General features: G+C 68.9%; 23 protein-coding genes. 14 read left to right on the plus strand and 9 right to left on the minus strand.

Features of this window, described 5'->3' with window-relative positions:
• Positions 1–34: 34 nt before the first annotated feature.
• The 3 genes from mobF to ACYVGQ_RS09750 are packed head-to-tail and all read left to right on the plus strand — an operon-like array spanning position 35 to position 4,146.
• Positions 35–3,475 carry a MobF family relaxase gene (mobF, locus tag ACYVGQ_RS09740; protein ID WP_460784426.1) on the plus strand — a complete coding sequence of 1,147 codons (3,441 nt, stop codon included), beginning with the start codon at positions 35–37 and terminating at the stop codon, positions 3,473–3,475.
• A 48-nt stretch (positions 3,476–3,523) separates the two neighbouring features.
• A complete protein-coding gene (locus tag ACYVGQ_RS09745) occupies positions 3,524–3,793 on the plus strand; it encodes a hypothetical protein (protein ID WP_460784427.1) in 270 nt (89 codons plus the stop codon).
• On the plus strand, positions 3,790–4,146 hold the full coding sequence (locus ACYVGQ_RS09750) for a type II toxin-antitoxin system RelE/ParE family toxin (protein WP_460784428.1): 357 nt from the start codon (positions 3,790–3,792) through the stop codon (positions 4,144–4,146). Before ACYVGQ_RS09745 ends, ACYVGQ_RS09750 begins: the two co-directional genes overlap by 4 nt.
• Positions 4,147–4,486: 340 nt before the next feature.
• On the opposite strand, the gene ACYVGQ_RS09755 is transcribed toward ACYVGQ_RS09750, so the two are convergent.
• Both ACYVGQ_RS09755 and ACYVGQ_RS09760 read right to left on the minus strand, forming a co-directional pair.
• Positions 4,487–5,356 carry a helix-turn-helix transcriptional regulator gene (locus tag ACYVGQ_RS09755; RefSeq protein WP_460784429.1) on the minus strand — a complete coding sequence of 290 codons (870 nt, stop codon included), beginning with the start codon at positions 5,354–5,356 and terminating at the stop codon, positions 4,487–4,489.
• A 138-nt stretch (positions 5,357–5,494) separates the two neighbouring features.
• On the minus strand, positions 5,495–6,376 hold the full coding sequence (locus ACYVGQ_RS09760) for an aldo/keto reductase (protein ID WP_460784430.1): 882 nt from the start codon (positions 6,374–6,376) through the stop codon (positions 5,495–5,497).
• A 102-nt stretch (positions 6,377–6,478) separates the two neighbouring features.
• Between ACYVGQ_RS09760 and ACYVGQ_RS09765 the strand changes: the two genes are divergently transcribed.
• Complete coding sequence (locus tag ACYVGQ_RS09765) at positions 6,479–7,885, plus strand: MFS transporter (protein WP_460784431.1); 1,407 nt, start codon at positions 6,479–6,481, stop codon at positions 7,883–7,885.
• A gap of 54 nt (positions 7,886–7,939) precedes the next feature.
• Here the strand turns inward: ACYVGQ_RS09765 and ACYVGQ_RS09770 are convergent, their stop codons facing one another.
• A complete protein-coding gene (locus tag ACYVGQ_RS09770) occupies positions 7,940–8,665 on the minus strand; it encodes an SDR family oxidoreductase (RefSeq protein ID WP_460784432.1) in 726 nt (241 codons plus the stop codon).
• A 117-nt stretch (positions 8,666–8,782) separates the two neighbouring features.
• Here ACYVGQ_RS09770 and ACYVGQ_RS09775 point away from each other — a divergent pair, with 117 nt between their 5' ends.
• The 3 genes from ACYVGQ_RS09775 to ACYVGQ_RS09785 all read left to right on the plus strand — a co-directional run bounded on the left by ACYVGQ_RS09775 (position 8,783) and on the right by ACYVGQ_RS09785 (position 9,960).
• Complete coding sequence (locus ACYVGQ_RS09775; protein WP_460784433.1) at positions 8,783–8,989, plus strand: hypothetical protein; 207 nt, start codon at positions 8,783–8,785, stop codon at positions 8,987–8,989.
• The gene (locus tag ACYVGQ_RS09780; RefSeq protein ID WP_460784434.1) at positions 8,979–9,422 is read left to right on the plus strand and encodes a (R)-mandelonitrile lyase; all 444 of its coding nucleotides are present in this window, start codon (positions 8,979–8,981) and stop codon (positions 9,420–9,422) included. The genes ACYVGQ_RS09775 and ACYVGQ_RS09780 overlap by 11 nt, the downstream gene beginning before the upstream one ends.
• Before the next feature lie 100 nt (positions 9,423–9,522).
• Positions 9,523–9,960: an SRPBCC family protein gene (locus tag ACYVGQ_RS09785; RefSeq protein ID WP_460784435.1), complete on the plus strand. Its 438-nt coding sequence runs from the start codon at positions 9,523–9,525 to the stop codon at positions 9,958–9,960.
• Between the two features lie 42 nt (positions 9,961–10,002).
• On the opposite strand, the gene ACYVGQ_RS09790 is transcribed toward ACYVGQ_RS09785, so the two are convergent.
• The 4 genes from ACYVGQ_RS09790 to zapE all read right to left on the minus strand — a co-directional run bounded on the left by ACYVGQ_RS09790 (position 10,003) and on the right by zapE (position 13,259).
• Positions 10,003–10,164 carry a hypothetical protein gene (locus ACYVGQ_RS09790; protein ID WP_460784436.1) on the minus strand — a complete coding sequence of 54 codons (162 nt, stop codon included), beginning with the start codon at positions 10,162–10,164 and terminating at the stop codon, positions 10,003–10,005.
• A gap of 31 nt (positions 10,165–10,195) precedes the next feature.
• Entirely contained in the window at positions 10,196–10,828 is a 633-nt protein-coding gene (locus tag ACYVGQ_RS09795) for a type II toxin-antitoxin system PemK/MazF family toxin (protein ID WP_460784437.1), read from the minus strand.
• Positions 10,829–10,847: 19 nt separating this feature from the next.
• Positions 10,848–12,086: an ammonium transporter gene (locus tag ACYVGQ_RS09800; protein WP_460784438.1), complete on the minus strand. Its 1,239-nt coding sequence runs from the start codon at positions 12,084–12,086 to the stop codon at positions 10,848–10,850.
• Between the two features lie 135 nt (positions 12,087–12,221).
• Positions 12,222–13,259, minus strand: coding sequence for a cell division protein ZapE (zapE, locus tag ACYVGQ_RS09805; protein WP_460784439.1), 1,038 nt, complete (start codon positions 13,257–13,259; stop codon positions 12,222–12,224).
• A gap of 129 nt (positions 13,260–13,388) precedes the next feature.
• On the opposite strand from zapE, the gene ACYVGQ_RS09810 reads away from it, so the two are divergent.
• Positions 13,389–14,282 (plus strand): sulfurtransferase, encoded by an 894-nt coding sequence (locus tag ACYVGQ_RS09810; RefSeq protein ID WP_460784440.1) that lies wholly within the window; start codon positions 13,389–13,391, stop codon positions 14,280–14,282.
• Between the two features lie 19 nt (positions 14,283–14,301).
• The gene (locus tag ACYVGQ_RS09815; RefSeq protein ID WP_460784441.1) at positions 14,302–14,733 is read left to right on the plus strand and encodes a SufE family protein; all 432 of its coding nucleotides are present in this window, start codon (positions 14,302–14,304) and stop codon (positions 14,731–14,733) included.
• Here ACYVGQ_RS09815 and ACYVGQ_RS09820 read toward each other — a convergent pair.
• Positions 14,717–15,886, minus strand: a complete 1,170-nt coding sequence (locus ACYVGQ_RS09820) for an alpha/beta hydrolase family protein (RefSeq protein WP_460784442.1) — start codon at positions 15,884–15,886, stop codon at positions 14,717–14,719. The genes ACYVGQ_RS09815 and ACYVGQ_RS09820 overlap by 17 nt on opposite strands.
• 25 nt (positions 15,887–15,911) lie before the next feature.
• On the opposite strand from ACYVGQ_RS09820, the gene ACYVGQ_RS09825 reads away from it, so the two are divergent.
• The 5 genes from ACYVGQ_RS09825 (at position 15,912) to ACYVGQ_RS09845 (ending at position 21,933) form a co-directional block, all read left to right on the plus strand.
• On the plus strand, positions 15,912–16,493 hold the full coding sequence (locus ACYVGQ_RS09825) for a DUF3000 domain-containing protein (protein WP_460784443.1): 582 nt from the start codon (positions 15,912–15,914) through the stop codon (positions 16,491–16,493).
• On the plus strand, positions 16,486–17,679 hold the full coding sequence (locus ACYVGQ_RS09830) for a ribonuclease D (RefSeq protein ID WP_460784444.1): 1,194 nt from the start codon (positions 16,486–16,488) through the stop codon (positions 17,677–17,679). The genes ACYVGQ_RS09825 and ACYVGQ_RS09830 overlap by 8 nt, the downstream gene beginning before the upstream one ends.
• Before the next feature lie 72 nt (positions 17,680–17,751).
• Positions 17,752–18,957, plus strand: coding sequence for a thiolase family protein (locus ACYVGQ_RS09835; protein ID WP_460784445.1), 1,206 nt, complete (start codon positions 17,752–17,754; stop codon positions 18,955–18,957).
• Positions 18,958–18,961: 4 nt separating this feature from the next.
• The gene (locus ACYVGQ_RS09840; RefSeq protein ID WP_460784446.1) at positions 18,962–21,109 is read left to right on the plus strand and encodes a 3-hydroxyacyl-CoA dehydrogenase NAD-binding domain-containing protein; all 2,148 of its coding nucleotides are present in this window, start codon (positions 18,962–18,964) and stop codon (positions 21,107–21,109) included.
• 140 nt (positions 21,110–21,249) lie between these two features.
• Complete coding sequence (locus ACYVGQ_RS09845; protein WP_460784447.1) at positions 21,250–21,933, plus strand: SPFH domain-containing protein; 684 nt, start codon at positions 21,250–21,252, stop codon at positions 21,931–21,933.
• A gap of 34 nt (positions 21,934–21,967) precedes the next feature.
• On the opposite strand, the gene dxs is transcribed toward ACYVGQ_RS09845, so the two are convergent.
• A complete protein-coding gene (gene dxs / locus ACYVGQ_RS09850; RefSeq protein WP_460784448.1) occupies positions 21,968–23,908 on the minus strand; it encodes a 1-deoxy-D-xylulose-5-phosphate synthase in 1,941 nt (646 codons plus the stop codon).
• Positions 23,909–24,058 lie beyond the last annotated feature (150 nt).

The following is a 24,058-nucleotide window of genomic DNA, read 5'->3' on the forward strand; positions in this document are numbered from 1 at the left end:
CATTAGATGATCGGAGGCGGCGATGCATGGCGGGGTGGTGTTCTTCCGGGGAACCGGAGCTGATGCGCGCCGCTATGTCGAGGCTGACCGTTTGCGCGCTGACGATTACTACCTGAGCGACAGCACCGGGATCAGCTATGCGGTGCTCGGCGCGTCGGGCGAGACAGTGAGCGTCCGTGCGTTGACGGCTGACGAGTACGCCGGGTGGGTGGACTGGATCAACCCGGACACCGGCGAGTCGATGGGAAGGCCGCGCGCGGCGGGGCCGGATCGTCAGGGTTCGGCACGGTTCGCAGAAATGACGATCAACGGCCCGAAGTCGCTCTCGATTGCCGCCGCCCTGCATCCCGAGGTATCGGAGGCGCTGGATCGCGCACAGCAGGACGCGCTGGCGGAGATTCAGCGGTGGCTCGCGCAGCACACTGTGACTCGTGTCGGCCCTCGCGGAAAGCAAGAAGTCGTGCCGGTCGAGCACATACAGGTCACGGGCATCACGCACCGCACATCTCGTGCAGGCGACCCGCACCGCCACATTCACATGCAGATCGGCACGCGGGTGTGGGCGGCCGGGAAGTGGCGCGGCCTCGATACGGGGGCGCTCATCAAGCAGCAGGGCGCGATCCGTGCCCTCGGTACGGCGGTGATCGCGGCGCACCCGGAGCTTGCGGCGGTGCTGGATCGGCACGGCCTGACCCTCGACCCCGCGACCGGCGAAGTCATCGAGTTGGCACCGTACAACGCGCTGATGAGCAAGCGGGGCGAGCAAGTAGGCCGGAACCTCGAACGTCTCGAAGCGGAGTGGGAGGCGGCGCATCCGGGCGAGACGATGGGGCCGGTCGTCTCGTCACGGCTGAGAGCGCGAGCGTGGGCATATGAGCGACCCGCGAAGAAGCCCACCACACTCCGCGAAGAGGAAGCCTGGCTGACCGAGCTACGGGAAGCCGGGTACGACTCTGCGACGTTGCGCCGGCCTGCGCCGAGCGCGCCGGCGTCGCTTGATGAGTTGTCGGTGCAGCGGATCGCATCGCGCACGCTGGATCGTTGTGCCGCTGCTGCGTCTGCGTGGACGAGGCACACGGTGCAGGAGCACGCGACCCGGATCATCACCGAGACTGGGGTGCGCGCCACGGGTGCAGAGCTGCGCGAGCTGATCGCGGTTGCCACGCGGCTCGCGCTCGAGGACTGCTTCTCTGTATTCCCGCCGGATGCGGCGACCCCGGAGCATGTGGCGCACCTCACCAGCCTGCGCGTGGTGCAGGCTGAGACGGAACTGCGCGACCTCCTCACCGCCCGCACCGCCGACCGCGAGCCGAAGCACCCGGACGTGCAGGACGCGGCGCAGGCGGGCAACCTCGACGCCGGGCAGCAGCAGGCCGCAGCAGCGGTCGCCTCGACCGATCCGCTCGTGATCGTGGAGGGCGCAGCGGGCGCAGGCAAGACCACCATGCTCGGCGTCGCAATCGAGGTCGCGGCACAGCACGGGCGGTCGTCGCGGGTGGTTGCGCCGACATTGCGCGCCGCCCAGGTCGCACAGGAAGAACTCGGGGTGCCTACAACCTCGGTGGCGGCGCTCGTGCACGCGCACGGGTGGCGCTGGAACAGTGACGGCGTATGGTCACGCCTCGCACGGGGCGACACTGACCCGGAGACCGTGCGCACCTATCACGGCCCGTCCGAGGACGCCCAGCTCACAAGGGGTGAGCGGGTGATCGTGGACGAGGCCGGGGTGCTCGACCAAGACACCGCAATCGCGTTGCTTACCGTCATCGCTGAGGCTGGCGCGACGGTCGCCCTCGTCGGGGATCGTGCGCAGCTCGCGGCGGTCGGGCGCGGCGGGGTGCTCGACATGGCCGCACACATCAGGGGTCGCGTCTTCGATATGGCCGAGGTGCACCGCTTCATCGACCCCGCCTACGCCGCGGTCACGGTGCGGATGCGCGACGGGAGGAATCCCGGCGTGGTGTTCGACCAGCTCGCCGCACTCGGTCTGATCCGTCTCCACGCGAGCAGCGACGAGGTGCGCGAGCACATCGCCCAGCAGCGCAATGACGGCGAAGCCGTCACGGTCACCTCGAACGACGAAGCAGCACGGATCAACGACCGCATCCGAGACGAACGAACGAGGTGCGGCCTCGTCGACGACACCGCCACGACCACCGGGAGCGACGGTCTCAGCATCGGGCGCGGTGACCTGATCCAGACCCGCAAGAACGACACCGCCCTGGGCGTGGCGAATCGTCAGCAGTGGATAGTGCAGCACATCACCGACGACGGAACCGTCACCGCACGCGAGGCATCGAGCGGGCGGAAGCTCCCGCGCACCGTGCACCTCCCAGCCGACTATGTGACCGAGCATGTGCACCTGTCGTATGCGGCAACCGCGTACGGGGTGCAGGGCGCAACCGTGGCCGGGTCGCACACGATCCTCACCGACACGACCAGCGCCGCGAGCGTCTACGTCGGCATGACGAGAGGCCGCAACGAGAACCTGCTGCACATCGTTGCCAACAGCCAAGAAGAAGCGCGGGCGCAGTTCGTCGCCGCGATGCAACGCGACCGCGCCGACCGAGGCCTTGCTGACGCGACCCAGCGCGCCGTCGAGGAAGTCGCGGGGCTCATCGAGCACGGCCCCGTGCAGCTCGTGAACGACGAGATAGCGGCCCTCGTAAAGCGTGCGGAGGCGGCCGAGGCGCAGGCGACACGCTGGCAACAAGTCAGCGACGCCTTGACCGAACTGAGCACCCGAGAGGACGCGGTGCGTGCGACGGCCCGCACGGCCGAGCATGCCGCCCGGCAGCGGGCCGAGCAGCTGCGCGCCGAGGTCACCGCGCCCGTTGTCTCGGCCGCGAGAACGGCGCTCACCGAGTGGCAGCGGGCCGACGCCGTAGAGCAGACGGCAGGCGAGCGAGTGCGGGCGGCGGCGTGGTTCGGGAAGCGCCGCGCCCGCGACGAGCACGAGAACGCCCAGGCACGAACCCGCGAAGCGCACCAGCGATTGACGAGCGAGTGGGGTGAACCGCCGAAGTGGAACGAACGCGCCGACGCCTGGGTGGAGAGGATCACCCGACCCCGGATCGATAGCGACCCGCGCGTGATCGACGCCGAGCAGGAACACCAGGCAGCACGCGATGCGCTACTGCACCGGCCCGAGCGCGCACAGACCGCACGACTCGCCGCGTACGCGCGAGCATTCGGCGCGGAGACCGTGATCCGCAACCAGCAGGCATACCTCACCACCAACCCCGCCCAGCAAGCCGTACGAGCCACGAAGACCGCAAAGCAGGCGCGAGAAGAAGCCAAACTGCTGCGCACGCTCACCCCCGCCGAAGCCGCAGAGCGGATCGAGCAGACCCGCGCAGCACAGGCCGCGCGCGACGCCCAGCAAGCGGAACAGCGACGTGCCGCACTCTACGACCCGAGCCAGCACCGGGCCTCGCTAGGTCAAGCAGCGCCCGACCGGGGCCGTAGCCTGTGAGCGTCGTAGATCCTCCACATTGTCAGCCCTCAGCGGTAGACTTACGGCATGACTCCGAAGCTCGCAGAAGTGCTTGACGCCGCGCGCGCGCTCTCGCGCTCCGAGCGCGCCGAGATTGCACACGAGCTGATCGCCACTCTCGAAACGACTGACGAGTTCGATGAAGCAGGTTACGCCGAGCTTCGCGCAGCAGTAGACCGAGGCATCGCCAGCCTTGATGCTGGCAGGAGCACACGCCTCTCCGTTGACGACCTCAGTGACTACTTGAGCGAGCGCGGTCGCTTGGCGACTGAGCGAGCAGCCGCCAAGAGCGCGTGACGTACCAGCTCGATCTTGGTGAGGATGCCGAGGCAGACATTGACGACGTTCTCGAATGGTCGGTGTTCCGCTTCGGCGAGTCCGTCAGAGACGGCTACCAGGCCCTGATCGGAGCAACCCTCGCGAGCATTGCGCGTGATCCTGAACTCGCCGGATCGCATGACCGGCACGACCTCGGACGAGGTATCCGCACGGTACATCTGAGAACCTGCCGCAATGAGGTCAGCCCGGCGGTGCGTCGCATCGCCAGCCCGCGCCACTTCGTGGTCTACCGGCACGTTGGCGAGGTCGTCCAGGTCGTTCGCCTGCTGCACGAGGCGATGGACCTTCCCGCGCAGCGCATCCCCGAGTAGCGGCTGAGAACGATCACCCCAAAATCACCCCGACGACGGATTCAGGGGTCTCAGAGACACCCGTAGGCCCCGAAGAATCAAGGGAACCCTTGATCTGAGCGCCTTCACACGGAAGAGGTCATCAGTTCGAGTCTGGTATCGCCCACCGAGAACGCGCAGAAAGCCCGCGGAATTCCGCGGGCTTTCTGCTTCCGGTTCAGACCGAGCGCTGCGCGCCCCACCGTAAATCGTCGGCAGAGATCGGGCAAGGACGTACGTCGCTGCGTGCGATCGCCCGTCGCTCAGCAGGATTCCCGGAGCGTGCGCATCTGCGACGGGCTTCGACGTGCGGAGGTCAGACTCACTCGGCGACGTCGGTCATGGTCTCCCGACTGGCTGCGAGGCTGCCGAGGAGTTGGAGGCGCTCCTGCGTCGGCGTGTCGAGAGCGGGCGTCATCGTGAACAACGTCAGTCCTGGATCGGCCGGCAGTTCAAGAGCCTCGTAGTCGAACTCGAGGTCGCCGACCTCAGAGTGGTGGATGCGCTTGCCGCCCGTGCGGTGGAACCGGACGTCGTGTGCAGCCCATCGCGTGCGGAAGACGTCACTGCGGGTGACGAGTTCGCCGATGAGATCGGTGAGAGCCTTGTCGTGGGGGTTGCGGCCGGCCTCGACGCGCAGGGAGGCGACGATGCTGTTCGCTCCGGCTTCCCAGTCGGTGTAGAAGATCTGGGAGGCGGGGTTGAGGAAGGTGAACCGGGCGTTGTTCCGCTGGTTCGCGGGGTCATCGATGATCGGCGCGAACACGGCTCGACCTATCGTGTTGACCGCGAGGAGGTCCTTGCGGGAGTTGGAGATGTAGGCCGGCGCGGCGATCGTGTCGAGCAGTCGTTGCAGCGCGGGACGGACCGTGCTTTCACGCGGTCGGGCGCGCTTCCTGCGCGGACCGGCAGGGGCGGCGGCTCGGGCGAGGTCGTGGAGGTGGGAGATCTCGGCTTCATCGAGCTGGAGCGCTCGGGCGAGGGCGTCGAGGACTTCCGGGGAGACTCCGGTGAGGTTTCCGCGTTCCATGCGGGCGTAGTAGTCCACGCTCATCCCCGCCAGCATCGCGATCTCTTCACGGCGGAGACCGGTCACGCGTCGGCGTCCGCCTCCGATGATGCCCGCCTGGTCGGGGGTGAGCCGGGCTCGGCGTGTGCTGAGGAACTCGCGCACCTCGCTGCGGCTGTCCATGGTCCCCACGATATTCCTCGTCAGCGGGCCTGCGCGTCCAGATCGGCGCGGATGCATTCCGGCTCGCCTGCGAGCGGCATGCCATCGGCGTCGAGGGCGCCGTCGCCGACGACGAGAATCGTCTGCGGTGCGCTCATGTCAGCTCTCCGGGATGTCGCGGCCGAACGCTTCCAGCGTGACGGCCTCGGGCTCGGGACCGCCGCGCACACCGGTGTCGAGCGCGTCGATAAGATCGATCTCCTCGTCCGTGAGTTCGAAGTCGAACACAGCGAAGTTCTCCGCGATACGGGCCGGCTTCACCGACTTCGGGATGGCCTGCACGCCGCGCTGGAGGTGCCAGCGCAGCATCACCTGCGCCGCGGTCTTGCCGTGCGCCCCCGCGATCTTGACGATGACCGGGTCGGTGAAGGTGCTCTTCGCACCGTCGCCACGGTAAGCCGTGATGCCGCCCATCGGCGACCACGCCTGCGTCAGGATGCCGTGCTGCGCGCCGAAGTCCTGCAGCGGACGCTGCTGGAAGTAGGGGTGCACCTCGATCTGGTTCACGGCCGGGACGACGTCGGTCTGCGCGAGCAGGCTCGTGAGGTGGCCGACCATGAAATTGCTGACGCCGATCGCGCGCACCCTTCCGTCGGCGAGGAGCTTCTCCAGTGCCTTGTACGCGGCGACGGTCCTGTCGAACTCGCCGGGAAGCGCCTGGTGCAGGATGAACAGGTCGATGACGTCGACCTGCAGCTTGCGGATGCTCTTCTCGTACGCGTGCAGGGTCTCTTCGTAGCCGTAGTCGCTGATCCAGACCTTCGATTCGATGAAGACCTCGTCGCGGGCGGAGCCGGATGCCCTCAGCGCGTCGCCGACGCCGCGCTCGTTCGCATATGCGGCGGCCGTATCGACCAGCCGGTAGCCGGTCTCGAGCGCGACGGCGACAGCCTCGGCGGTCTCGGCGGGCGGGGTCTGGAAGACGCCGAAGCCGATCGCGGGGATCTCGACGCCGTTGTTCAGAGTGAGGGTGTTCGTCATGGATCCGACGTTACGTCGGCACGACCGGCCGAGGGAGTGACTGTCATTACACGGATAGCTCGTCACTTCTTCGGGCCTCGCCGTCGGGATCGAATGGCTTTCATGGCCTCTACCGTCTCCTCCCCCGCGCTACGCGCTCCCCGCCTCGGAATCGTGCTCGCGGTCGTGCTCGTGAGCTACTTCATGATCGTGCTCGACAATTCCATCGTGTTCACCGGGCTCGCTCGCATCCGCGAGGACCTCGAGCTCACCACGAGCGGCCTGTCCTGGATCCAGAACGCCTACGCCCTCGTTTTCGGCGGGCTGCTCCTCCTCGCCGCACGAGCCGGCGATATCGTCGGCCGCCGACGCATGTTCGTCGGAGGGCTCATGATCTTCGCCGTCGCATCGCTCCTCATCGGCGTCGCCCCGACCGGCGAGTGGATGATCGCCTCTCGTGCGCTGCAGGGAATCGGGTCGGCGATCCTCGCGCCCACCTCCCTCGCGCTCCTCACCGCGAACTTCCCGGAAGGGCCCGCGCGCATGAGGGCGATCGCCGCATACGGATCCACCGCCGGCATCGGGGCGAGCCTCGGGCTCGTCGTCGGCGGCGCGGTCGCCGACCTGGCCTCGTGGCGTATCGGCTTCCTCATCAACGTGCCCATCGGCATCATCCTCGGACTCGCGACCCTCCGATACATCGCAGAGACGTCGCGGAAGCGCGGACGGCTCGACGTGGCGGGTGCGATCTCATCCACGTTCGGCATGACGGCGCTCGTGTACGGCATCGCTCGGACGGCCGACGAGGGATGGCACGACCCGATCGCCTGGAGTGCGCTCGGCGCGGGAGCCGTCGCCATCGCGCTCTGCGTCTTCATGGAGGCACGTGCCGCTCAGCCCATCCTCCCGCTGCGGATTCTGCGCAGTCGTCTGCGCGGTGGAGCGTTCATCGCTCGGATGCTCTTCGCCGGTTCGATCTTCGGGTGCTTCTTCTTCACCAGTCAGTACATGCAGGCGGTTCTGGGCCTCACGCCTCTGCAGGCCGGCATCGCCTTCCTCCCGATGACGGCGGTGCAGTTCGCGCTGTCCCTGCTGGTGCCGCGCCTCACCCGACGGCTCGGGAACGCGTTCCTGGTGACGGCGGGCCTGGCCATCACGTTCACGGGAATGGCATGGCTCTCGCTCATCGACGAGCAGAGCAGCTACTGGGCGGCGGTCGCTCTGCCGATGCTCCTGCTCGGAGCGGGACAGGGCATCGGCTTCGCGCCTCTCACCGCAGCGGGGGTCGCCGGCATCGACGAGCGCGACGCCGGCGCAGCCGCAGGTGCGGTGAACGTCGCCCACCAGCTCGGCGGCGCGCTCGGCGTCAGCGTGATGGTCGCCGTCGCGACGGCCTCCGCCCCGGGCGAGAGCACCGCGGCAGTGGCGTCAGAGTCGGCGATCGGCCTCGCCACGGGGGCGGTCCTTCTCGGCATAGCCTTCCTCGCAGCCATGGCGCTCATCCTGCCAGGCGCGCGACAGCGGTCCTGAAAGCACGAACGGGAGCCGGCATCCACTGCGGACGCCGATCCCCGTTCTGCGCGATCAGACCTGCGTGGCCGGGCGCAGCAGGACTTCGTTGACGGCGAGGTGCTTCGGGCGCTCCACCACGAAGGCGATGACCTCCGCCACGTCTTCGGCCGTCACCGTCGCCTCGGCGTACATCGCGTTGACGGTGGCGCTCGTCTCCTCATGGGTGATGTGGGTGGGAAGTTCGGTGGCGACCACCCCCGGTTCGATGAGCGTGACACGGACATGCGGCAGCAGTTCCTGCCGCAGCGACTCCGACCAGCCGTTGATCGCCCACTTCGTCGCGGCGTACACGCCGTTGCCCGCACGGGCCGTGCGTCCGGCCACCGAGGAGATGTTGACGATGTCGCCGCCGCCGCCGAGCTGATCGAGCAGGACCTCCGTCGCCGTGATGGCACCGAGGAGATTGACCTCCACCATCCGGCGGTAATCCTCGCGCCGCTCGGATGAGAACGGCCCCAGAAGCATGATGCCGGCGTTGTTCACCAGGGTGTCCACCCGGCCCAGCGTCGCACGCACGCGCGCCGACGCGGCCACGAGCGCGTCACGGTCCGTCACGTCCGCGGCGACCCCGATCGCACCATCGCCCAGCTCGGCCGCGATCGCCTCGATGCGTTCGCTCCGACGGGCTAGCAGCGCGACCTTGAATCCGGCCTCATGCAGCGCACGAGCAGTCGCCTCGCCGATACCGGATGAAGCGCCGGTGACGACGGCGACGCGGGCGGTGTTCAGAGAAGTCATGAGATTCCTTTCGTCGAGGAGAGAGCGCACCTCAGTTCACGATGGCCGACGAGGGACGGCTTATCCACGTAATGACAGACACTCCCTCACGCGAGGAGCTCGTCGTAGCGTCGAAGCATGCCCGCCGCGATGACCAGGAGAGACAGCTCCGCCGGCCGCCGTCAGGCGGTGATCGCACTGACTGTCGCCCTGTCGTCGACGACCGCATGCGCCGGCCCGGCCGACGCACCGACCGCGGGTCATGGGGAGAAGGAGACGACTGCGGGATGGCCCGCCGGCATGTCGGCGGCGATCACGCTCGGGCAGGTCGTCGATGCCCGCTGAGAAGCCCGTCGACGACCTGGTGGTGCTGGATGCGCCTGCCACGCTGAAGGCGCCAGCGGAGCGGTTCACCGGCGATGTGTGGGTCGACGTGATCACGAACGGCGCCGGCCCTCGTACGGCGACGCTCGCGACGGTGCGATTCGCGCCCGGCGCCCGGACCGCCTGGCACGTTCATGCCGGCGGACAGACCCTGCACGTCACCGATGGCGTCGGTGTCGTGCAGGCCCATGGCGGGGAGACCATCGTGATGCGACCGGGCGACACGGTGCAGACGCCGCCGGGCGTGTGGCACTGGCACGGCGCCGCCCCCGGTTCATTCATGACCCACCTCGCGCTCTCCACCGCCGATGGCGAGGTCCGGTGGGGCGCTCACGTCTCGGACGCCGAGTACGCCGCCGCAACCGGCGACGGGCCCGAGAGGCGCGCCCGATGACGGGCGCTCCCCTCCCTGCGGATCGTCGCGCGTCAACCCCATAGGAGATCGGTTCATCGGCCTCCAGAATGCAGCCACGACCTCGAGGAAGGACGCAGACATGGCCAGGAACGTCCGTGAGCTGAGCTGTACGCCCGACGAGGTGTTCCGGGTGCTGGAGAACGGCTGGCTCTACCCGGCCTGGGTCGTCGGAGCATCCCGGATGCGCGATGTGGATCCCTCGTGGCCGCAGCAGGGGGCCGAGCTGCATCACTCCGTCGGCGCCTGGCCCATGCTCCTCGATGACACGACCCGTGTCGAGGAATGGGATCCTCCGCGCCGCATCGTCCTCCTGGCGCGTGGCTGGCCGATCGGCGAGGCGAGAGTCGTCATCCGTGTCCGCTCCCACGGCGAGGGCGTGATGATCCGCATCGACGAGGAACCGGTCAGCGGGCCGGCCGCGCTCCTTCCGACCCTCCTGACCGCGCCGTTGCTGCGCTGGCGCAATGCCGAGACGCTGCGCCGGCTGGCCTTCCTCGCCGAGGGCAGCGCGCGCTGACCGTTCGCCGAGACGGCTCGCGCGTCCTCGTCCACAGCGATGTCAGGCGACCGCCGGCGGCTCATCGGCCTCGAGCATGCCGGGCCCGCGCCCCGGGCGCACAGCCGCGTCCTCGGCGACGTCCACGCGCGTGACGCCATCCCGCTCCGTCACCTCGATGCGGGGTGCGGCATCCTCCTCGACCGCATCATGCGGCGTGTGCAAGGAGTTCGTCGCGCTCCGCGCATCGGATGGGTCAGGGCGTGACCGACCATCCGTACCGGCGGACGAGCGCCGCCGCGACCCTGTCGTAGCGCGACCGGTCCAGGACCGCCGCCTCCCGGCGCATGCCGTCCTCGTGCACGCTGTAGAGCTGCTCGATGTCCACCCAGGACTCCCGGCCCTGCGAATCCCAGGCCCCGCTGCCGATGGACAGGTAGTCACGGTCTCCGTCGTGAGCCTTGCTCGTCATCCGCACGGCGTACGCCCTGGATCCCGACTGCCGCCCGATCACCAGGACGGGCCGGTCCTTGCCACGGCCGTCGTTCTCCTCGTAGGGCACCCACGTCCACACGATCTCCCCGGCATCCGGGGCGCCGTCCTTCTCCGGTGCGTACTGCACCTGCAGATCGCCGATCCGCTCCGGATCGATCCGCGCCGTCTCGCTGCCCTGCTCCCGGCCGGCCTCCGGATCATCGGCCCGCTCCGAGACGGCCGGCTCCCGCGAACCGGACCGCCGCCCATCGACACGGAGCGTCGCCTTCCTCTCGCTGGAACCGCGAACGGCCGGACGTCCCGGCTCCGTGTCAGGAGTCCGGGACGTCCGGCCGTTCAGCAGACCGACGACGATCTCGGAGACGAGGGCGAGGATGCTCTTGGAGGAACTCACCCCGTCACCTTATCGAGGCTCAGGCCTCGACGATCGCGTAGCCCTCCTCACCGTGGACGACCGAGTCGACACCGGCGATCTCGTCCTCGTTGGTGATCCGGAAGCCGATGGTCTTCTCGATCGCGAAGCCGATGACGAAGGCGACGACGAAGGAGTAGATCAGCACGCCCAGCGCGGCGATCGCCTGGACCGCGAGCTGGCTGGCGTCGCCGCCGACGAAGAGGCCGGTGCCGGTGGCGAACAGACCCAGGTAGAGCGTTCCGATCAGACCGCCGACGAGGTGGATGCCCACGACGTCCAGCGAGTCGTCGAAGCCGAGACGGAACTTCAGCTCGACGGCCAGAGCGCAGACGATGCCGGCGACGGCACCGAGCAGCAGAGACCAGCCGGGCGTCAGGTTGGCGCACGCCGGGGTGATGGCGACGAGACCGGCGACCGCCCCGGAGGCTGCGCCGACCGACGTGGCCTTGCCGTCCTTGATGCGCTCGATGAGGATCCAGCCGAGGATCGCTGCCGCCGTGGCGCCCAGGGTGTTCAGGCCGATGAGGCCGACGCCGCCCATGTCCTCGGCGAGCCACTCGGCGCCGGCGTTGAAGCCGAACCAGCCGAACCAGAGGATCGCAGCGCCCAGAAGCGTCAGCGGCACGTTGTGCGGCTTGAGGATGCCCTTCTGGAAGCCGATGCGCTTGCCGAGGACGAGAGCCAGCGCGAGGGCCGCAGCGCCCGCGTTGATGTGGACCGCGGTACCACCGGCGTAGTCGATCACCGCGACGCCGCTGTCCTCGCCGAACAGCGTGGTGCCGAGGTTCATGATCCAGCCGCCGCCCCAGACCCAGGCGGCGATCGGGAAGTAGCCGACCGTCGCGAAGACGCCGGCGAAGATCAGCCAGCTGCCGAACTTCGCGCGGTCCGCGATCGCACCGGAGATCAGCGCCACCGTGATGATTGCGAACGTGGCGCCGTAGGCGACGCCGATCAGCGCGACGTTCGAGCCCTCGCCCGCGGCCAGGCTGCCGAGGCCGAAATCGGCGAACGGGTTGCCCGCGAAGGCGGTCGGGCTCTCGACGGCGCTCATCGAGAAGCCGTAGAGAATCCACAGCACGGCGACGAGTCCGATCGAGCCGAAGCTCATCATCATCATGCTGACGACGCTCTTCGCCTTGACGAGACCGCCGTAGAAGAACGCGACGCCTGGCGTCATCAGCAGGACCAGCGCAGTCGCGGTAATACCCCACGAGATGTTGCCGGGAGCATCCATAGGAAAACCTCACATCCGAAGTAGTTGACTGCTTCAGTGTGGCGAGGCCCGATTTCGGCAAGGGGTCCGGTTTTGTTTCCCGCGTGTTACAGGCGGACCCTTCGTGTGAACATCGCGTTACGCGGATCTGGATCGTTACGCAGAATGCGTCAGAGCGTTGAGCCGTGAGATGGCGCGCAGGTACTTCTTGCGGTAGCCGCCGGCGAGCATCTCCTCGGAGAACACCCGGTCCAGGCCGATACCGGTCGCGACGACGGGGATCTGCGCGTCGTAGACCCGGTCCACGAAGGCGACGAAGCGCAGAGCCTCGGACTGGTCCGTCAGCTGGCGCACTCCCCGCAGGCCGACCACGGCGATGCCGTCGATGAGACGGATGTAGCGGGAGGGATGGACCTGCGCCAAGTGCCGGATGACCTCGTCGAAGGCGTCGTCGGATGCCGTGCCCGCGGACGCAGCGGCATCCAGCCTCGCGGCGTAGGCCTCGTCGTCGAGGACGATCGCGTGACCGTCGATCGCACGCTGCCGGAAGTCGACGCCGTCGATGCGCAGCGTCTGGAAGCTGTCCGACATCGCGTGGATCTCGCGCAGGAAGTCCTGCGCGGCGAAACGGCCCTCCCCCAGTGCGTTCGGCGGCGTGTTGGAAGTGGCGGCGAGACGCGTGCCGGAGGCGACGAGCTCGCCGAGCAGCCGGGTCATCACCATCGTGTCCCCCGGGTCGTCCAGCTCGAACTCGTCGATGCAGAGCAGATCGGCGCCGCGCAGCAGGTCGACGGTGTTCTTGTATCCGAGGGCGCCGACGAGCGCGGTGTACTCGATGAAGGAGCCGAAGTACTTCCGGCGTGCGGGCATCGCGTGGTAGATCGACGCGAGCAGATGCGTCTTGCCGACGCCGAAGCCGCCGTCCAGATAGACGCCCGGCTTCATCTCCGGCTCCTTGGGCGTCCTCCGGAACAGCCCGCCGCGCTTCACCGGGCCGCCGCGGCCGGCGAACCGCTGCAGGATCTCCTTCGTCTCCTCCTGGGAGGGATGCGCCGGGTCGGCGCGGTACGTCTCGAACGTCGCGCCGTCGAACTGCGGAGGGGGGACGAGGCCCGAGAGCATCTCCGCCCCTGTGACGGCGGGGATCCGGTCGGAGAGGCGCACAGTGCCGGCGCGGGGCGTCGATTCGGTCATGGGATCCTGTGTCGAAGTCTTACGGAACCGGTGCGGTGCGCACCCGACGGATCTATCGTCGGAGGGGTCGGCACAACACTACGCCGTCGCAGACCGGGCCTTCGCCCGCACACCATCGAGGAGCGCCCCGTGACCATCGAATTCGACACCTCGTCCGAGAAGTTCGCCGAGTACGCCGAGCCCGGCCGTCTCGTCACCGCCGAATGGCTCGCCGCGCACCTGGGTCAGCCAGGCCTGGTCGTCGTGGAGTCCGACGAGGACGTCCTCCTGTACGAGACGGGCCACATCCCCGGGGCGGTCAAGGTCGACTGGCACACCGAGCTCAACGACCCCGTCGTGCGCGACTACGTCGACGGCGAGGGTTTCGCGGCCCTGCTCAGCCGCAAGGGCATCTCCCGTGACGACACGATCGTCGTCTACGGCGACAAGAACAACTGGTGGGCCGCCTACGCGCTGTGGGTGTTCTCGCTGTTCGGCCACGAGGACGTGCGCCTGCTCGACGGCGGACGGGACCGCTGGATCTCCGAGGGCCGCGAGATCACCACCGAGGCCCCCGCGCCGACGCCGACCGAGTACCCGGTCGTGGAGCGGGATGACTCGGCCCTGCGCGCATACAAGGACGACGTCCTCGCGCACATCGGCAGCCCCCTCATCGACGTGCGCTCCCCGGAGGAGTACAGCGGGGAGCGAACGACCGCGCCCGCCTATCCGGAGGAGGGCACGCTCAGGGCGGGCCACATCCCGACGGCGCAGAGCGTGCCGTGGGCGAAGGCGGTCGCCGAGGACGGCGGCTTCAGGAGCCGTGCAGAGCTGGATGCGATCTACCGAGACGGGGCCGGCCTCGAGGACGGCGACCAGGTCGTGGCCTACTGCCGCATCGGTGAGCGCTCCAGTCACACCTGGTTCGTGCTCAAGCACCTCCTCGGCTTCGAGAACGTCCGCAACTACGACGGATCCTGGACGGAGTGGGGCAGCGCGGTGCGCGTGCCGATCGTCACGGGGAGCGAGCCCGGCACCCTCTGAGCGTGTGACAATGACAGGGATGAGCACCGCGCACGTTCCTGACACGCTCGCCGCGATCCGCGACGACTTCCTCGACCTCCCCGAGGCCGAGCGGCTGCAGCTGCTGCTGGAGTTCTCGAACGAGCTCCCCGCCGTGCCGGAGGAGCTCGGGAACCATCCGGAGATGTACGAACGCGTCGCGGAGTGCCAGTCTCCCGTCTACATCTCTGTCGAGGTGGTCGACGGCGTCGTCGCGATGCACGCGACCGCGCCGCCCGAGGCCCCGACGACGCGCGGCTTCGCGAGCATCCTCGTGCAGGGGCTCACGGGGCTCACGGCGGACGAGGTGCTCGCCATCCCCGACGACTACCCGCAGTCGATCGGTCTCACCCGGGCTGTATCTCCCCTGCGGATCGGCGGCATGACCGGGATGCTCATGCGGGCGAAGAAGCAGGTCAGGCAGAAGCGCTGAACTCCTGGGCGGCCGCCCAGTCCGTGATGGCCCTCGTCCATCCGGTCTGGTCGTAGTTCCAGATCTTGGTGTGCCTCGCGACGGCGAATCGCGGCATCGTGACGATGTCGGGCCTCGCCTCCGCCAGGGCGTGCGAAGCATCCGCGGGGACGAAACCGTCATCGTCGCTGTGCAGGATGAGGATCGGCACCGTCAGCTCGTCCGCGCGCGCCACCATGTCGAGCCTGTCGAACGGGATCGGCGCCTCCGCGCCGCCCCAGCGCGCCGTCATCGGAGAGGACAGCAGCTCCATCGCGAGATCCGGGAACGGCTCCCGCACGCCCATGTTCCGGGCCTGGAAGCGCAGGACGGTGCGCCAGTCGACGACGGGAGAGTCGAGCACGATCCCCGCGATCGACGAACGGTTCCCGGAGGACACCGCCGCCTGCAGAGCGAGCGCGCCGCCCATCGACCAGCCCATGAGGAGCACGCGACGCGCTCCGTGGCGGAGCGCGTACGAGATCGCGGCGTCGACATCCCGCCATTCCGCGGCGCCCAGCGCGTAGGAGCCCCCTCGGCTGCGCGGGGCCTCGCCGTCGTTGCGGTAGGAGACGACCAGGTTCGCCATGCCGAGCGAGTGGAACACGGGCACGGCGCGCAGGCACTCGGCCCTCGTCACTCCGCGTCCGTGGATCTGGACGACCCAGATGTCCGAGGCCGGTGCATCCGCCGCCGCCGGGAACAGCCATGCCGGGCAGGGCCCGCTCGGCGATCCGATCAGCACGTTCTCCCAGGGCAGATGCAGTTCGCGCGGAGAGCTGTAGTACCAGCCGCTGAAGGCCGCTCCCCTGTCGATGCGCGCACCGGGGTCGATCTGGGTGAGGAGCTTGCGTCGGACGCGCGAGGCGTCCGCGCTCAGCACGGCGCCGAGCTTGACGTACCCGTATGTGCCGGTGGTGAACAGCCCGTAGCGACCGGGCAGCTCCGTGTCGGGCGTGCGTGTGAGCTCGATGGTCTGCGCACCGGTGTCGACGCCGAGGATCTCGGTGTCCGTCGCCCGCCCGCCAGGCGTGACCACGCGCCGGGCGAGGCCGAGCACCACCACACCTGCGGCCGTGATCAGCGCGAGCAGGGCGAGGACGAGAACCGTGACGGCGTGCCTGAGACTCTTCATCGCTTCCTGACTCTAGCCTGTTGCCGTGACCGCACATCCCGATGCCGGATCGCTTTTCGAGCGAGCCGCAGCCGAACTGCGGGATACCACGTTCCGTTCCGACATCACGGTTCGCGAGATCCCGTCCCCGCAGGGCCTCGCCCCTTTCGCGATCGCCCTTGCCGCCGATGTGCGCCCCGACGATCACGGCGACTCGATCTACGGGACGGCCAGGTTCGTGCTGCTGCATGATCCCGACGCCCCGGATGCCTGGAACGGCGCTTGGCGGATCGTGGCGTTCGCCCAGGCTCCGCTGGAGCCCGAGATCGGCACCGATCCCCTGCTCGCCGACGTCACCTGGTCCTGGCTCGTCGATGCGCTGGAGTCCAGGGATGCCGTGTACCACTCGGCTTCGGGGACCTCGACCAAGACCCTCTCGAAGGGGTTCGGGGGCCTCGCCGCCGAGGGCGATGGCGCGCAGATCGAACTGCGTGCTTCCTGGACTCCGGAGGGACCGCTGCGTCCGCATGTGGAAGCATGGGCAGAACTGGTCGGAATGCTGGCAGGTCTGCCGCCGGGTTCCGAGGACATCGCCGTGTTCGGCGCGCGAAAGGCCACCCGTGACTGAGTATTCCGTGATCGATGATCGCGAGGAGTTCGAACGCGCCTGCGCGAGCCTCGCCGCAGGCGTCGGACCGGTCGCCGTCGACGTGGAGCGCGCTTCAGGCTTCCGCTACTCCCAGCGCGCCTATCTGGTGCAGGTCTTCCGGCGCGAGGCGGGGGTCTTCCTGTTCGACCCGCCGGCCATCGGGGATTTCGCCGCTCTGCAGGAGGCGATCGGCGACCAGGAATGGGTCTTCCACGCAGCCAGCCAGGATCTTCCCTCTCTCCGGGAGCTGCAGCTCGAGCCGGCGTCGATCTTCGACACCGAGCTCGCCTCGCGCCTGCTCGGCCATGAACGCGTCGGGCTCGCCGCCGTGGTCGAGGATGCGCTCGGGATCACCCTCAAGAAGGAGCACTCCGCCGCCGACTGGTCGACGCGCCCCCTGCCGGCCGCGTGGCTGGAGTACGCGGCGCTCGACGTGCTGCACCTGATCGACGTGCGGGAGATCCTGGTCGCAGAGCTCGAGGAGCAGGGGAAGACGGAGTTCGCCGAAGAGGAGTTCGCCGCCACGCTCACTCGCATGCCGAAGCCGGCGCGCACGGAGCCGTGGCGTCGCCTCGGCGGACTGCACCAGGTTCGCGGCGCTCGGAATCTGGCTGTGGCACGCGCGCTCTGGCAGTCGCGCGAGGAGTACGCCCAGCAGCAGGACATCTCTCCCGGACGCCTCGTCCCCGACCGTTCGCTCGTCGCCGCCGTGCTCGCCGCGCCCACCAGCAAGCAGGCGCTCGCCGCGATCACGGCCTTCAACGGTCGCGCCAGCCGGACGCAGCTGGACCGCTGGTGGTCGGCGATCGAGGCAGGACGCGCCGAGACGGATCTGCCCAGGGAGCGCGTCCCCAGCGATGCGCTGCCGCCGCCGCGGGCATGGGCGGACCGGAATCCCGAGGCGGACGCCAGGCTCAAGGCCGCGCGTCCGGTCGTCGAGGCCGTCGCCGCCGAGCTCGGCATGCCGACGGAGAACCTGCTGACACCGGATCACCTGCGCCGGGTGGCGTGGGAGCCGCCGGGAGCGACGGCCGACGCCATCGCCGGCGCGCTCGAAGCGCTCGGCGCACGGCCCTGGCAGATTGCGCAGACTGCACAGAGGATCGCGGATGCCTTTGTAGAAGCCGCGCAATCGCTCGAAGAGGCCGACGCGGACGGTTCGTAGGTTCGATCCAAGCGATTCCCGTGCGCTCCTCCCGCCTCCTAGGCTGGCCTCATCCCTAACCCAGGAGGCAGAGTGGCCGAGATCTCGGACGTCTTCTTCGTCGATGGCATGCGCACCCCGTTCGGGCGCGCCGGCGAAAAAGGCATGTACTGGAACACCCGCGCGGACGACCTCGCCGTCAAGGCGACGATCGGGCTCATGGAGCGCAATCCCGGAGTGCCGGCGGATCGCATCGACGACGTGGCGATCGCCGCGACGTCCCAGACCGGCGACCAGGGCCTCACGCTCGGACGGTCGGTCGCGATCCTCGCCGGTCTCCCCCAGACCGTGCCAGGACTCGCCATCGAGCGCATGTGCGCCGGCGCCATGACGAGCGTCACGACGATGGCGGCGTCCATCGGCATCGGCATGTACGACCTCGCCCTCGCCGGCGGCGTCGAGCACATGGGACATCACCCGATCGGTGCGAACGCCAACCCCAATCCGAGGTTCGTCGCGGAGAAGATGGTCGACCCGGGAGCATTGAACATGGGGGTGACGGCCGAGCGCATCTTCGACCGCTTCCCGCATCTCACCAAGGAGCGCTCGGACCGGTTCGGGATGCTCAGCCAGCACAAGGTGCAGGCAGCATACGACGCCGGCAAGATCCAGCCCGACCTCGTGCCGGTCGCGATCAAGGGCGACGACGGCGCCTGGGGACTGGCCACCGAGGACGAGGGGCGCCGCCCCCAGACCACCATGGAGGATCTCGCCGGGCTCAAGACGCCGTTCCGCCCGCATGGGCGCGTGACGGCCGGAACGTCTTCGCCGCTCACCGACGGCGCGACCATGTCGCTGCTGGCCGGCGGAGGCGCCGTGAAGGAGTTCGGACTCGCCCCCAAGATGAGGCTCGTCTCGTTCGCCTTCGCCGGGGTGCAGCCGGAGATCATGGGCATCGGACCGATCCCGTCCACGGAGAAGGCCCTGAAGAAGGCGGGCCTGACCATCGCCAACATCGGGCTGTTCGAGCTGAACGAGGCCTTCGCGATCCAGGTCGTCTCGCTGCTCGACCACTTCGGCATCGCCGACGACGACCCGCGCGTGAACCCCTGGGGCGGCGCCATCGCGCTGGGGCACCCTCTGGCCGCATCCGGTGTGCGGCTGATGATCCAGCTCGCGGCGCAGTTCGCAGAGCGCCCCGACGTGCGCTACGGCCTCACGGCCATGTGCGTCGGTCTCGGCCAGGGCGGCTCTGTCGTCTGGGAGAATCCGCACTACGACGGGAAGAAGAGGAAGTAGAGCGATGACCGACTACGAAGCGATCGACTTCTCCCCGATCCTCGCGCTCACCGATGACGAGGTCGTCACGCACTCTCCCGTGCGCGACGTCCGTCTCGCCTCCGGCGCGGTGCTCGCCCTCATCACCCTGGACAACGGCCGCGACCACACCCGCCCGAACACGCTCGGCCCCGCGACCCTCACCGAGCTCGGCGAGACCCTCGCCGGGCTGAAGGCCCGAGCGGCAGCCGGGGAGATCCAGGCGGTCGGCATCACCGGGAAGCAGTATATCCTCGCGGCCGGTGCGGACCTGTCCGACATCAGCAGGGTCGGCTCGAAGGACAACGCCCGGCTCATCGCGCAGCTCGGCCACAAGGTGATCGGCTCGCTCGGCGAGCTCGGCGTGCCGTCCTTCGCCTTCGTGAACGGGCTCGCGCTCGGAGGCGGCCTCGAGATCGCTCTCAACAGCACGTATCGCACGGTGGACGCCTCAGCGGCGGCCGTGGCGTTGCCCGAGGTCTTCCTCGGCATCATCCCCGGCTGGGGCGGCGCCTACCTGCTGCCGAACCTCATCGGGATCGAGAACGCGCTGGAGGTCGTGATCTCCAACCCGCTCAAGCAGAACCGGATGCTGAAGCCTCAGCAGGCGTACGACTACGGGATCTTCGATGCGATCTTCCCCGCCGCCAACTATCTGGAGGACTCGCTCGCCTGGGCGGACGCCGTGCTGACCGGCAGCACGAAGGTCGAGCGCAAGAACGAGCCGGGCAGGATCGAACGTCTCACCAAATGGCCGATCGCCGTCAAGGTCGCCCGCGGGATGCTGGAGTCCAAGATCGGCGGCGTGCCGAAGTCGCCGTACGCCGCCCTTGAGCTGCTCGACAAGGCGAAGAGCGGCACCAAGGCCGAGGGCTTCGCCCGCGAGGACGAGGCGCTGGCCGAGCTCGTCACCGGCGACCAGTTCGCGGCGTCCATGTACGCCTTCGACCTCGTGCAGAAACGCGCGAAGCGGCCGGTCGGCGCACCGGACAAGACGCTCGCCCGCGGCGTGACGAAGGTCGGCATCATCGGCGCCGGTCTCATGGCCAGCCAGTTCGCCCTGCTGTTCGTCCGCAAGCTGCAGGTGCCCGTGCTCATCACGGACATCGACCAGGCGCGCGTCGACAAGGGCGTCGCCTACATCCATGAGGAGATCGGCAAGCTCGAGGCGAAGGGACGCGTCGACGCCGACTCCGCCAACAAGCTGCGCGGTCTGATCCACGGGACGATCGACAAGAGCGAGTACGCGGACGCGGACTTCGTCATCGAGGCGGTGTTCGAGGAGGTCGGCGTCAAGCAGCAGGTCTTCGGCGAGATCGAGAAGATCATCGCGGAGGATGCGATCCTCGCCACCAACACCTCCTCGCTGTCCGTCGAGGAGATCGGCGCCAAGCTCGCCCATCCCGAACGCCTCGTCGGCTTCCACTTCTTCAACCCGGTGGCGGTCATGCCGCTGATCGAGATCGTGAAGACGCCCGTGACGAACGAGCAGGCGCTGTCCACCGCCTTCGTCGTGGCGAAGGGACTGGGCAAGAACGCCGTGCTCACGGCCGACGCGCCCGGCTTCGTCGTGAACCGGCTCCTCGCGAAGGTGATGGGAGAGGCGGCGCGCGCCGTCTACGAGGGAACGCCCGTCGCGGACGTCGAGGGGGCGTTCGCGCCGCTCGGCCTCCCGATGGGCCCCTTCCAGCTCATCGATCTCGTCGGCTGGAAGGTCGCTGCGCATGTGCAGGACACCATGGTGCGCGCTTTTCCCGACCGGTTCTACGCCAACGAGAACTTCCACGTGCTCGCGGAGCTCGACGAGGTCGTGGAGAAGGACAAGGGCGGCCGCGTGACCGGCTGGACCAAGGCCGCCGAGAAGGCGCTCAAGGGACAGACCGGCTCTTCGCCCGCATCCGCCGCGACCATCCTCGCCCGTGTCCAGGACGGACTGGCGCAGGAGATCCGGATCATGCTCGACGAGCACGTCGTCCCCGAGGTGGAGGACATCGACCTGTGCCTCATCCTCGGCGCGGGCTGGCCTTTCATCGACGGCGGGGCATCGCCCTATCTCGATCGCGAGGGCGCCAGCGAGCGCGTCTTCCAGGGCACGTTCCACACCCCTCCGATCCGCGGCATCGAGCACCGCTGAGCATCGCTGAGGAGCGGGCCGGTCATCGAGCCGCGCCCGCTCCTCGTTTTCGGGTAACGCCGGGGGAAATCACGGTGAACTCCTCGGGGACGGGGGCGTTCCCTCGCAGGTGAACGCCCGGTATCGGGAAGAGTGGAGCCATGGAATGGTTCCTCTCCCTCTTCAGCGGTTCCGGCACATCGAGCCTCCTGAAGACGGGCACGGCCGTCCTCACGACGCTGCTGGTGGTGCCCGCGCTCATCAAGCTGTTCATGGTCACCGTCGACGAGGGGTGGGCGGCGATCCGCACCCGCAACGGCAAGCCGATCGTCCGAAAGCCCAAGGGCGTGCCGAACGCCACCGGTGAGGTCATGGTGCTCTCCCCGGGGACGCACGGCACCTTCCCCCTGTTCTACTGGTACAAGCTCATCGACGTGCGGTGCCGTGCCACGGATCTGCCTGCGCGGCAGCTGACGGGGTCCAGCGGGCACCAGCACCTCGTGCACGCCTCCTTCGAATGGCGGCCGGTCGCGAGCGGCCGGGCGCTGCGCGTCTTCGAGCTGGACGTCGTCAACGTCGCCGAGCGGGCGGCGAACATCGTGGGCTCCGCCATGCGCGACGTCGTGCGGGGCATCGCAGGCGAGACGCTGCCGACCAATGCCGAGCTCGGGACCCAGGTGCTGACGGCCTGCGCGGAGACCGCCCTGCGGGACTGCGGCGTCGAGATCGTACGGGTCATGATCACCGGCGACGCCCTCACCGACGGCTACCTGCTCTCCGCGGCGCTGCGTGCCACGGATCGCGATCCGGCCGATGCCGTCGCCGCGCTCCACGCGCTGAACTGAGAACGGGCGCGCCTCGGCGCCGAGGGATCTCCGCTCAGCGCTTCTCGTGGAGCGGAAGGTCGATGGCGCCCGTCTCGCCCGCATGGCGCGCCACGGGGATGCGCGTGCCGAGAACCTGCGAGACGACGTCCTGGGCGATCTTCGAGGCGGTGAGCCCTGCATCCGCCAGGATCTGCTCGCGCGAGGCGTGATCGATGAACTCGTCCGGCAGGCCGAGCTCGTCCACGGCGGTGTCGATACCCGCCTCCCGGAGCACCTGACGCACGCGTGTGCCGATGCCGCCGACCCGGATGCCGTCCTCCAGCGTGATCACCAGGCGGTGCCGCGCCGCGAGCGCGACCACCGACGGCTGCACCGGGATCGCCCATCGCGGGTCGATGACCGTCGCCCCGATGCCCTGGGCGCGCAGCCGTTCGGCGACGTCCATCGCCAGTGCGGCGAACGGCCCGATGCCGACGAGCAGGACGTCCTCGCTCTCGCCGCGCGAGAGCACGTCCACTCCGTCGCGAAGCCGTTCGAGGGCGGGCAGGTCCGGAGCGACCTCGCCCTTCGGGAAGCGGATCACCGTCGGCGCGTCGTCCACGGCCACGGCCTCCTCCAGCGCCTCCTGCAGACGCACTGCGTCGCGCGGAGCGGCGATGCGGATGCGCGGCACGATCTGCAGTATCGCAAGGTCCCACATGCCGTGATGGCTGGGACCGTCCGGACCTGTGACGCCGGAGCGGTCGAGGACGAACGTGACGCCCGCCCTGTGCAGCGCCACGTCCATGAGCACCTGATCGAAGGCGCGGTTCATGAACGTCGCATACAGTGCGACGACGGGATGCAGCCCTCCGTATGCCAGGCCGGCCGCCGAGGCGACCGCGTGCTGCTCGGCGATGCCGACGTCGTAGACGCGATCGGGGAAGCGCTCCGCGAACGGCGCCAGTCCGGTGGGACGCAGCATCGCCGCCGTCATCGCGATCACGGCGGGCTCGCGCTCCCCCACCGAGACGAGCGCATCGGAGAAGACATCCGTCCAGCCGCGTCCGCTGCTCGACAGCGGCTCGCCCGTGGCCGGGTCGATGCGGTTGACCGCGTGGAACTGATCGGCCTCGTCGTCGCGGGCGGGCTGGTATCCGCGGCCCTTCTCGGTGATCGCGTGGACGAGTACCGGCGCGCCGTAGGACTTCGCCAGCTCGAGGGTCTCGATCAGCGCCTCCAGGTCGTGGCCGTCCACCGGCCCCAGGTACTTGATGTCCAGGTTGGAGTACAGCGCCTCGTTGTTGGTGAAGCGGGAGAGGAAGCCGTGCGTGCCTCCGCGGACGCCGCGGAAGACGGCTCGCCCTACGGGGCCGAAGAGGCGGAAGAAGCGGTCGGAGCGGTGGTGCAGGTCCTTGTACGCAGCGGCCGTGCGCACGCGGTTGAGGTAGCGCGACATCCCGCCGATCGTCGGGGCGTAGGAACGTCCGTTGTCGTTGACGACGATGACGAGGTTGCGATCGTTGTCGTCGGTGATGTTGTTCAGCGCCTCCCAGGTCATGCCTCCGGTGAGCGCACCGTCTCCGACCACGGCGACCACGTGCCGGTCGCTGCGCCCCGTCGCCGCCAGGGCACGCGAGACGCCGTCCGCCCAGCTCAGCGAGCTCGAGGCGTGCGAGGACTCCACCACATCGTGCGGGCTCTCCGAGCGCTGCGGATAGCCGGCGAGCCCTCCGCGGACGCGCAGCGCCGAGAAGTCCTGCCGTCCCGTGAGGAGCTTGTGCACGTAGGACTGATGCCCGGTGTCGAAGATGATCGGATCATCCGGCGAGGAGAACACCCTGTGCAGGGCGATCGTGAGCTCGACGACGCCGAGGTTCGGGCCCAGATGGCCGCCCGTGCGCGACACGTTCTCGACGAGGAACTCGCGGATCTCGCCGGCGAGCTCGTCCAGCTGCTTCGCACTGAGCCCGTCGAGGTCCCGTGGTCCCGTGATGCCGGGAAGAATGGGCATCCGCACCTCCTGAAGTCCTCATCGATCCTACCGCCGGGTTCCGGGAATCCCCCGAGCGTGCGTCGGGGAATCCGCCGGGAGAGGTCAGGACACCCGGGTTGCGGAAGCAGGAGGGCCCGGATGCCGAGGCATCCGGGCCCTCCTGCCGGT

The sequence above is a fragment of the Microbacterium tumbae genome, from assembly GCF_054780175.1.